The organism is Paraburkholderia sp. SIMBA_030 (genome assembly GCF_046535245.1).
In the GTDB taxonomy this organism is placed as follows: Bacteria; Pseudomonadota; Gammaproteobacteria; order Burkholderiales; family Burkholderiaceae; genus Paraburkholderia.
Genome location: NZ_JAWRXB010000360.1, coordinates 1 through 278 on the forward strand (window position 1 = coordinate 1; position 278 = coordinate 278).

1 protein-coding gene is annotated in these 278 nt (G+C 60.1%); it reads right to left on the reverse strand.

What is annotated here, in order from left to right; genetic code table 11:
* On the reverse strand, positions 1-191 hold a 191-nt coding region (locus SB772_RS40350; RefSeq protein ID WP_410838560.1), incomplete at its 3' end, for a hypothetical protein.
* Positions 192-278: the final 87 nt, after the last annotated feature.

Sequence of the window (278 nt, forward strand, 5' to 3'; positions counted from 1 at the left end):
GAACCACAAAGGCATGGGTTCGATGAAAGGCCCGCGCCGATGTTCTCCGAACAGATGAACGAGCGGTCGCGAAGCAACGCTGCCCTGGAGAGGGCGCTGGGCTTCAGGTGATCCGAAGTTTGCAGGTAGGTGAAGCGGCCAGATTGGTTCAGGGCGCTGGCATCGTTGCTTTCGCGAATTGCCGGCCGCACAGCCAAATGCTGCCTGGGAAGGCTAGATCGGCTGGACCGATCGGACGACGCCCTTGTTGTCAACGACACAGTTGAACCGCTTGCCGT